General features: G+C 64.9%; 8 protein-coding genes and 1 pseudogene. 4 read left to right on the plus strand and 5 right to left on the minus strand.

Going from position 1 to position 7977, the window contains the following annotated elements; genetic code table 11:
- Positions 1 to 86 precede the first annotated feature (86 nt).
- The 4 genes from GQ56_RS44805 to GQ56_RS0127500 all read right to left on the minus strand — a co-directional run bounded on the left by GQ56_RS44805 (position 87) and on the right by GQ56_RS0127500 (position 3438).
- Positions 87 to 365 carry a hypothetical protein gene (locus GQ56_RS44805; RefSeq protein WP_152601876.1) on the minus strand — a complete coding sequence of 93 codons (279 nt, stop codon included), beginning with the start codon at positions 363 to 365 and terminating at the stop codon, positions 87 to 89.
- Positions 366 to 416: 51 nt separating this feature from the next.
- Positions 417 to 1577 (minus strand): NAD-dependent formate dehydrogenase, encoded by a 1161-nt coding sequence (locus GQ56_RS0127490; RefSeq protein ID WP_031401709.1) that lies wholly within the window; start codon positions 1575 to 1577, stop codon positions 417 to 419.
- Between the two features lie 124 nt (positions 1578 to 1701).
- Positions 1702 to 2613, minus strand: coding sequence for a LysR substrate-binding domain-containing protein (locus GQ56_RS0127495; protein ID WP_052001624.1), 912 nt, complete (start codon positions 2611 to 2613; stop codon positions 1702 to 1704).
- Positions 2614 to 3438, minus strand: coding sequence for a type 2 periplasmic-binding domain-containing protein (locus GQ56_RS0127500; RefSeq protein WP_031401711.1), 825 nt, complete (start codon positions 3436 to 3438; stop codon positions 2614 to 2616).
- Positions 3439 to 3757: 319 nt separating this feature from the next.
- On the opposite strand from GQ56_RS0127500, the pseudogene GQ56_RS43270 reads away from it, so the two are divergent.
- Both GQ56_RS43270 and GQ56_RS46710 read left to right on the plus strand, forming a co-directional pair.
- Positions 3758 to 3862 (plus strand): annotated as a pseudogene (locus GQ56_RS43270) (transposase); the annotation flags it as partial.
- Positions 3861 to 4259: an FAD-linked oxidase C-terminal domain-containing protein gene (locus GQ56_RS46710; protein WP_265183120.1), complete on the plus strand. Its 399-nt coding sequence runs from the start codon at positions 3861 to 3863 to the stop codon at positions 4257 to 4259. The pseudogene GQ56_RS43270 and the gene GQ56_RS46710, both read left to right, overlap by 2 nt.
- Positions 4260 to 4545: 286 nt before the next feature.
- Here GQ56_RS46710 and GQ56_RS0127510 read toward each other — a convergent pair whose 3' ends face one another.
- On the minus strand, positions 4546 to 4860 hold the full coding sequence (locus tag GQ56_RS0127510; protein ID WP_031401713.1) for a hypothetical protein: 315 nt from the start codon (positions 4858 to 4860) through the stop codon (positions 4546 to 4548).
- 539 nt (positions 4861 to 5399) lie between these two features.
- Between GQ56_RS0127510 and GQ56_RS0127515 the strand changes: the two genes are divergently transcribed.
- Together GQ56_RS0127515 and GQ56_RS0127520 are read left to right on the plus strand one after the other, a co-directional pair.
- Positions 5400 to 6047: an HAD family hydrolase gene (locus GQ56_RS0127515; protein ID WP_031401714.1), complete on the plus strand. Its 648-nt coding sequence runs from the start codon at positions 5400 to 5402 to the stop codon at positions 6045 to 6047.
- 404 nt (positions 6048 to 6451) lie between these two features.
- Positions 6452 to 7977, plus strand: a 1526-nt coding sequence (locus GQ56_RS0127520; RefSeq protein ID WP_043301683.1) for an acyl-CoA dehydrogenase family protein, incomplete at its 3' end; no start/stop codon positions are given.

Below are 7977 nucleotides of genomic sequence, written 5' to 3' on the forward strand. Positions count from 1 at the left end.
GATAGTCACAAATGGTCTACGCGCGGTGGGCGACATCCGGGACGCGCTCGTGCGTTTTTTTTCGGATGAGGGTCTGCGTCGGGTCTTCATCCGCATGCAATGGCCGGGGTACGTTGCAATCGCACCTCGGTAGTTTGCCGAAGCGCCGGTTGAAGTTGACGATCAAGGAGGAGGGCACGCAGGGCGACGCGCATTCTTGCATCTGCGAGAGGACTGGCGACGTCAATACCACCGAAGCCCGTCCCGGCGAAGACGACATGGAGCGCGGCCGGGGCATGCGGGTTGAAGTTCTTCGTCGATGCCGAGATCGCGATCGGGTTCGATCGAGGTCTGCGCGTGTCGCGGCCGACCAGTCGCGCACCCATGCGTCGTTGCAGGCGTGCGCGTGTGACCGGTCGTGCCCTTCACAGCCTGGATCAGTTCAGCTTGTACGACTTTGCGCCTGTCCCTGCGAGTACTCCGCCATCAACGATGAGATATTCGTCGCGGATCGGCGTACCGCCGAAATGGTTCTCGAGGACTTCCAGCGTGCCGGCCGCATAGCGCGCCTGCGCGGAGAGCGAGGTGCCGGAGATGTGCGGCGTCATGCCGTTGTGGGGCATCGTGCGCCACGGGTGGTTGACCGGTGCCGGCTGCGGAAACCATACGTCACCGGCATAGCCCGCGAGGCGGCCGGATTCGAGCGCGCGGACGACGGCGTCGCGCTCGACCAGCTTGCCGCGTGCGGTGTTGATGAGATAGGCGCCGCGCTTCATCTTCGCGAACATCGCGTCGTTGAAAAAATGCTCGGTCGAAGGATAGAGCGGCATCTGCAGGTTGAGAATGTCGACCGCCTTTATCAGCGATTCTGCGTCCGGGTGGAAGGTCAGGTTCAGCTCCTTCTCGATCTCCGGGCTCAGGCGATGCGGATCGGTGTAATGGAGATGCAGGCCGAAGGGCTTGAGCCTGCGCAGCACTGCGAGGCCGATCCGGCCTGCCGCAATCGTGCCGAAGTGCATGCCTTCGACGTCGTAGCTGCGCTCCACGCAATCGGCGATATTCCAGCCGCCATTCACGGCGAACTCGTGCGAGGGCAGGTAGTTTCGGACAAGCGAAAGCACCATCATCACCACGTGTTCGGCTACGCTGATACTGTTCGATCCGGTGACCTCGGCTACCGTGATGTGGGCACGCGCTGCAGCCTCGAGATCGACGTGGTCGGATCCGATGCCGGCGGTGAGCGCGAGCTTGAGCTTCTTCGCCTTTGCGATCCGCTCCTTCGTCAGATAGGCGGGCCAGAAGGGCTGGGAGATGACGACTTCGGCGTCGGCCAGGTGTCTTTCGAATTCCGAGTCCGGGCCGTCCTTGTCGCTGGTCACGATCAGTTCATGACCAAGCTTCTCGAGATACGGGCGAAGGCCCAGCTCTCCCGATACGCAGCCGACCAGTTCGCCGGGCTTGAAGCCGAGGGGGCCTGTCGGAGCAGGCGCGGTCTGGCCGTTGGCGTAGCCGGTGATGCGGGGAATGTCGTCGCGTGCATAGGCAGGCGGATAGCCGGTTACCGGATCGGGATAAAGCACACAGAGAATCTTTGCCATGGGTCGCATCTCCTTGATTGCGCAGTTGCCGCCGCGGGCTGTCCCGCAGCGGTGAGGACAGAATGCATCGGCCCTGCGGTGCGGCTCCAATCGTTTGTGCGAACCTCTTCATAACCCCGGTCTATCAGGCCGGCCGGAACGCGGGGTTGTCGAGGATGGCGGCCAGGTCGAGCTGGCCGGCAATGCGCCAGGCGGCCTCCGAAAGCGCGGGCTGAACCTGGCGCCGGAGTCTGACGAGGCAGACGCGCTCGACGTGCTCCGGCGTGACCGGATGCACGTGGAGACCTTCCACCTCCTGCCCTGCCGGCAGCGCACTTAGCGGCAGGACGCTGAAGGCCCGCCCGCTGCGCGCTTCGGCCAGCAGGACGCGCATGGAGTTGGTCTGCACGACGACATTCGGCATTGCGCCGGCTTGCCTGAATACCTCCTCGAGCATCTGTCGATTCTGCATGTCCCGGCTAAGCAGGCACAGCGGCATTCCGGCAACTTCCGGCCAGCTCAACTGATGCGGCAGGCAAGCCCGATCGCTCGCGACGAGCACGTAACGCTCCGGGAACAGGGGAAGCACGTCATGATCGTCGCTGATCACCGACCGGTCGTAGACGATCCCCAACTGGAGTTCCTGCGATTTCAGGCGTTGAAGAATATCGGGCGTGGCGAGCGACATGACTTCGAGCGTCAGCTGCGGCAGCCTTTCCCGGTAGTGCGTGCTAAGCAGGGTGGCGCCATGGCTGGCGGTGGGAATCACACCGATGGCGAGATGACCCTGCGGCACGCTGCGCACCAGCTCCGCTTCCTGCCGCAGCCCGTCCAGCGAGCCGAGCACCTGCCGGGCCCACTCGATGACCCGCTCGCCTTCGGGCGTGACACCCTCGAAGGTCCGGTTGCGCCGGATGACCGTGATGCCGAGTTCCCGTTCGAGTTCCCTGATGCCATTGGAGAGTGCGGGCTGCGAAACATGGCAGCTTTCCGCCGCTCGCCCGAAGTGCCGGTGCCGGTCGAGGGCGATGAGGTAATTGAGCTGGCGTATGAACATTCAGGAAACCTGATTGATGTGGTAAAGATGCGGGTTTGCGCTGCCCGAATGCGAACCGGTTCCTGTTTCGGACCTCGATGGCGGAAGGCTGTTGCCAGCGGGAAACCTCTGGTTTTCCGGACGAGCGTGGCGAGCCGGCCCGTTGCGCCCCTCAAGGTTGTACCGGAGGCGGTCCTGACCGTCGAGGAACGGGCCAGACAGGAGTCGGCAGCGTACGCCGCAGATCGCATGAGTGCGTGCACGGGCGGATGCCGGTGCGGTCTTCCGCCGAGCATCCGGATACGCGTATTCGTCGATGACGCCGGCACCCAGGCCGGGCATGTCTGGTTCAAGCGCCGGTCGCCAGCTGCTCGAGCCGATCATCGTGCGCGCGGGCACGTTCTCGACGATACCGGCATCGGTCGCGAACGGCAGTTTTCCTGCACCGTTGCTGCTTGCTTCCTCGATGAAGGGACGCACGATCGGTTCCGCAGGCGCCAAGATGGACCCACGCCGCATGACATGGTCGCGCGACGCAACCAGCTTGTGCCGTATGCGGCCCGGCGGATAGGCGATGATCGCGCCGTGACCCGGCAGGCCCATGCGGAACGAGAGATCTACCCCTTCCGTGACGACGGCAACGGCCCGTTCGCTCAGAACCCGATCCACGTGCATTTGCGGAAAACGAAAGCTTTTCGACATCAGCCTGTGGCCAACGAACTTCTCGAGCCATTCGATGTGCTCGCTCGACGCCGGCCGGCCGGGTCCCGGATCGAGCCCTGCGATGGAAATGCTGCCGTGTTCGACGGCGCTCGCATCGATCCGCATGGTTTCCGGAAGGTTCATCTGCCCAGCCCCTCAGGCGGTGAGTGACGCCCGCTCAGGCGATGGAGAAAACAGTCCACGAACATTGCCCTCGATAGATTGAAAGAACTCTCCGGGATGTATCGATCGACGCAGCCGATGGAGCGAGATTAAGTCCCGCGAGCGAGAAAACCGGGTACAAACGGCCCGAATCGCATAGGGTACAGTTTGCGTTCTGGTCAATCCGGCGTCGGTGTTCCCCTCGGGCTGCCGAGCGAGCGGCCCAGGCCCACGAGGTTGTTCCGGTTGAAAGTGGAAAACGCCGGCATGACGTTGTTGTCTGGACCGGGGAGGTCGTGCCGTGAAGAAGGGAAAGTTCACCGACGGGCAGATTGCATGCGCGGTGAAGCAGGCTGAACCGGGCGTGCCGGTCGCGGAGGTCTGCCGCAAGATGGGGATGGGCGATCGGCGAACCGCTCACGACGCTATCGCCGTTCGTCCCGTTCGATGCAGGCGTCCCGCTACGCGCGACCGCCGACTACATCGAGCGCGCCCATGCCCGGCTAAAAGCCGCGTTTCCGTCGGCTTCGCACCTCTTTTCCGGGCATCCGGGTGACGGCAACCTGCACTTCGCGAGCGGGCCGCATGCATGCGAGGCCGATCAACTGAAGGTGGATGAAATCGTCTACGGGCTTGTCGCGGAGATTGGCGGCAGCATCTCGGCGGAACATGGCATCGGCCGGATCTGGAAGCCGTTTCTGCCTTTGAGCCGCGGTGAACTCGAACTGCAGTTGATGGCTCGGCAGAAGGCAACGCTCGATCCGACTCAGCGTCTGAACACGGGGCGAATGCTCTCGAGCTGACGAACGAGCCGCTCGCTACGCCGGGATTGGAGGGGGGGACGCGTTTGGCTGCGAGTGAATGGGGCGATGGGGAGCACAAGCGTGTATGGAGGCGTTGTCGACCGTGTCTCGGTACCCGCTGGAGATGCGCGGCGGCTCTCCCTTCGAATATGAAGCGCACAACCCGACTCAGTCCGGCGCACGGTTTCCGACCCGGGACATGTCTATCCGAACGCCTGCGCCGGATATCCGGCGCAGGCTTTAGAACAGGCGCAACTTCCCCGTCGGCTACCGTTCCGGCCACCTTTTACGCGGCGTTCAGCCAGGGCATTTCCACGGGCGACACGACCAGTTGCCGGAATTCGCGTTTCAGATCGAAGATGAACCCGACCAGGATCATCGAGTCGGCGTAAGGAATCGGGAAGACCTGCGGATTTTCCGGGGATCGCAGGGGGCGCTCGGGCGTCTCCGCGGTCGCCGCGGCGTTCTCGCGAATGCTTTCCAGTTCGTCGGCCATGGGCAGGCCACCGGTTTTCAGCACGCGACTCCGCAGGTCGCTGAAGGGCTCGATGCGTGCGGCGTCTTCATGGTATTCGGGCACTTCGTATACGAACCAGGACATTGTCGGCTCCGATGAAAGGGGCGCTATTCTAACGCTGCGCGAGGGTCCACCGCGCAGCGACCGTGCGGTGCGATGGCGGCGGTTGCCGCGAAGCAGTCTGTCAGTCTCGTCCGGAACCGATTGTCCGGCACGATGCTGAATCGATCGTATCGTTCCCGATCGACCGTCTTTCCCTCCCGCTTCGCTCTTGCCCGTCGACTACTTTTATAGCATTCCAGGCGTGATAGGGAGCGGCGACGGTGGCAGGCTGTCGGCGGACCTGGTCCGGGCTGCGGCGCGGCCTGAGCAAGACGCTGCGTTGGCGGGGAGGGGGGATCGGGCAGCAGCCCGTGCCGAACGACCGGGCGAATCCGCCGCCGAACCGATCCAGCCGATCCAGCCGATCCGGCATGTCTCCTTGATCCAGTCCGGGTTTTTACGCCCGACGCACGCGGCGGCATCCGGAATGCGGCTAGTATTGGCGGGCGGTGTGTCTTCGAGCAACGATTCCCGTTCCCGCAGAAACCTGAAAACGCGCTTTGCGGCGCCCCATTCCCGCGATGAAAATACAGGCCGTGTTCTTCGACGTCGGCGAAACCTTGGTCGACGAAACCCGCGACTGGGACGAGTGGGCCGACTATCTCGGCGTTTCGCGACTCACGTTTCATGCGTCGCTCGGGGCGGTCATCGAGCGCGGCCAGCATCATCGCCGGGTGTTCGACCTCGTGAGGCCCGGTGTCGATTTCGCCGCGCTGCGTCGAGAGCGGGCGTCGGCCGGGCGCGTCTACGCGGTGAGCCCGGACGATCTCTATCCCGATGTCGTGCCGTACCTGAAGCGGTTGCGGGAAGCCGGAATCCTGGTCGGCATCGCGGGGAACCAGCCCGTCGAGACGGAGCACGCGCTCCGCGCGCTCGGCGTGCCGGCGGATATCGTCGCGTCGTCCGCATCCTGGGGTGTCGAAAAGCCGGACGCCCGCTTTTTCGAGCGCATCATTGCCGAGACGAATGGCATCGATCCGGCGCGGATCGCCTACGTCGGCGATCGCCTCGACAACGACGTGGAGCCGGCGCGGCGGGCCGGCATGGTGTCGGTGTTCTTGCGGCGTGGCCCGTGGGCGCTGATCCAGTCGAGTTCCGGACGGTTCGCGCCTCCCACTCACGTCATCGAGGATCTTGCGTCCCTTCCGGATCTGCTGTGTGGAATATAGGGGCGCGTTGGCCCCTGAGAATTCGCGCCCGCGATGGGCGTATGCCCGCCGCGTGCCGGAATCGTCCGTCCGCAAGCGATGCGCGCCATGGTGCTGGCGGTGCGGCGCGCCAGATGTCGCCGCACGAGCGGGGCTGCCGCGTCGTACCGGCAAGACACGCCGGTCCGCCCGCCAATGTCTCGGCGCTGTCGGAAACCGGCTCCGGTCAAACCCTTATCCGGCCGGCCGCTTCCGGCCCCGGCCATGCATCCCGTGGCCGGTTTTGTCACCAGGTGGGCCGAATATGACAATGGAAACCGGCTCGCACGGCATTAGGATGGGTCACCTCGCCGCCCGGTGCTGGCCGGTTTTGCCGTATCGGCCCTGTGGCGCACCTCATTCACCGCCTGATTGGAACATCGACCATGAGCTATAACGCCCCCGTCAAGGACATGCTGTTCGTGCTGAAGGAACTCGCAGGCATCGACGCCGTTGCGCAGTTGCCGGGCTTCGAGGATGCCGGCTACGACACCGCGCAGGCCGTGCTCGACGAGTCCGCGAAATTCTGCGGCGAGGTGCTCGCGCCGCTGAACGTCGAAGGCGACCGCAACCCGAGCAGCTGGAAGGACGGCGTCGTGACCGCGACGCCGGGTTTCGCGCAAGCGTTCCGCCAGTTCGTCGAGGGCGGCTGGCAGGGGCTGCAGCATCCGGCCGAATACGACGGCCAGGGGCTGCCGAAGCTGATCGCGACGCCGTGCATCGAGATGCTCAACGCGGCGAACCTGTCGTTCGCGCTGTGTCCGCTGCTGACCGACGGCGCGATCGAGGCGCTGCTGACGGCTGGCACGGATGAGCAGAAGCAGCGTTACGTGCCGAAGCTGATCTCGGGCGAATGGACCGGCACGATGAACCTGACCGAGCCGCAGGCGGGCTCGGATCTGGCGCTGGTGCGCTCGCGCGCCGAGCCGCAGGGCGACGGCACGTACAAGGTGTTCGGCACGAAGATCTTCATCACGTGGGGCGAGCACGACATGGCGGACAACATCGTCCACCTGGTGCTGGCGCGCACGCCCGATGCGCCGGAAGGCGTGAAGGGCATCTCGCTGTTCATCGTGCCGAAGTTCCTGGTCAACGAGGACGGCTCGCCGGGCGCGCGCAACGACGTGCACTGCGTGTCGATCGAGCACAAGCTCGGGATCAAGGCGAGCCCGACGGCGGTGCTGCAGTACGGCGATCACGGCGGGGCGATCGGCTACCTGATCGGTGAAGAAAACCGCGGCCTCGAATACATGTTCATCATGATGAACGCGGCGCGCTTCGGCGTGGGGATGCAGGGGATCGGGGTGGCCGATCGCGCGTACCAGAAGGCGGCGGAATTCGCGAAGGAACGCGTGCAAAGCCGCCCGGTGGACGGTTCGGCCAAGCAGTCGGTGACGATCATCCATCACCCGGACGTGCGCCGCATGCTGGGCACGATGCGTGCGCTGACCGAAGGCGCGCGGGCGCTGGCTTACGTGGCCGCGGCGCACAGCGACATTGCCCACCGCCATTCGGACGAGGCGACGCGCGAGCGTCATCAGGCAATCTACGAGTATCTGGTGCCGGTGGTGAAGGGCTGGAGCACGGAGATGGTGAACGACGTGGCGAGCCTGGGCGTGCAGGTGCACGGCGGGATGGGGTTCATCGAGGAGACGGGCGCGGCGCAGTATTACCGCGATGCACGTATCCTGGCGATCTACGAAGGGACGACGGCGATCCAGGCGAACGACCTGGTGGGGCGCAAGACGATGCGCGACGGCGGCGCGGTGGCGAAGGCGCTGATCGCGGAGATCGACGCGACGGTGGCGGCGCTGGGCAAGCTGGACGGTGCGGCGGCCGCATCGGTGAAGGCGCAGCTGGAGAAGGGCGCGCGCGCGCTGTCGTCGGTGGTCGATTACGTGGTGGCGAACGC

This window comes from Burkholderia paludis (genome assembly GCF_000732615.1).
GTDB classification, from domain to species: domain Bacteria; phylum Pseudomonadota; class Gammaproteobacteria; order Burkholderiales; family Burkholderiaceae; genus Burkholderia; species Burkholderia paludis.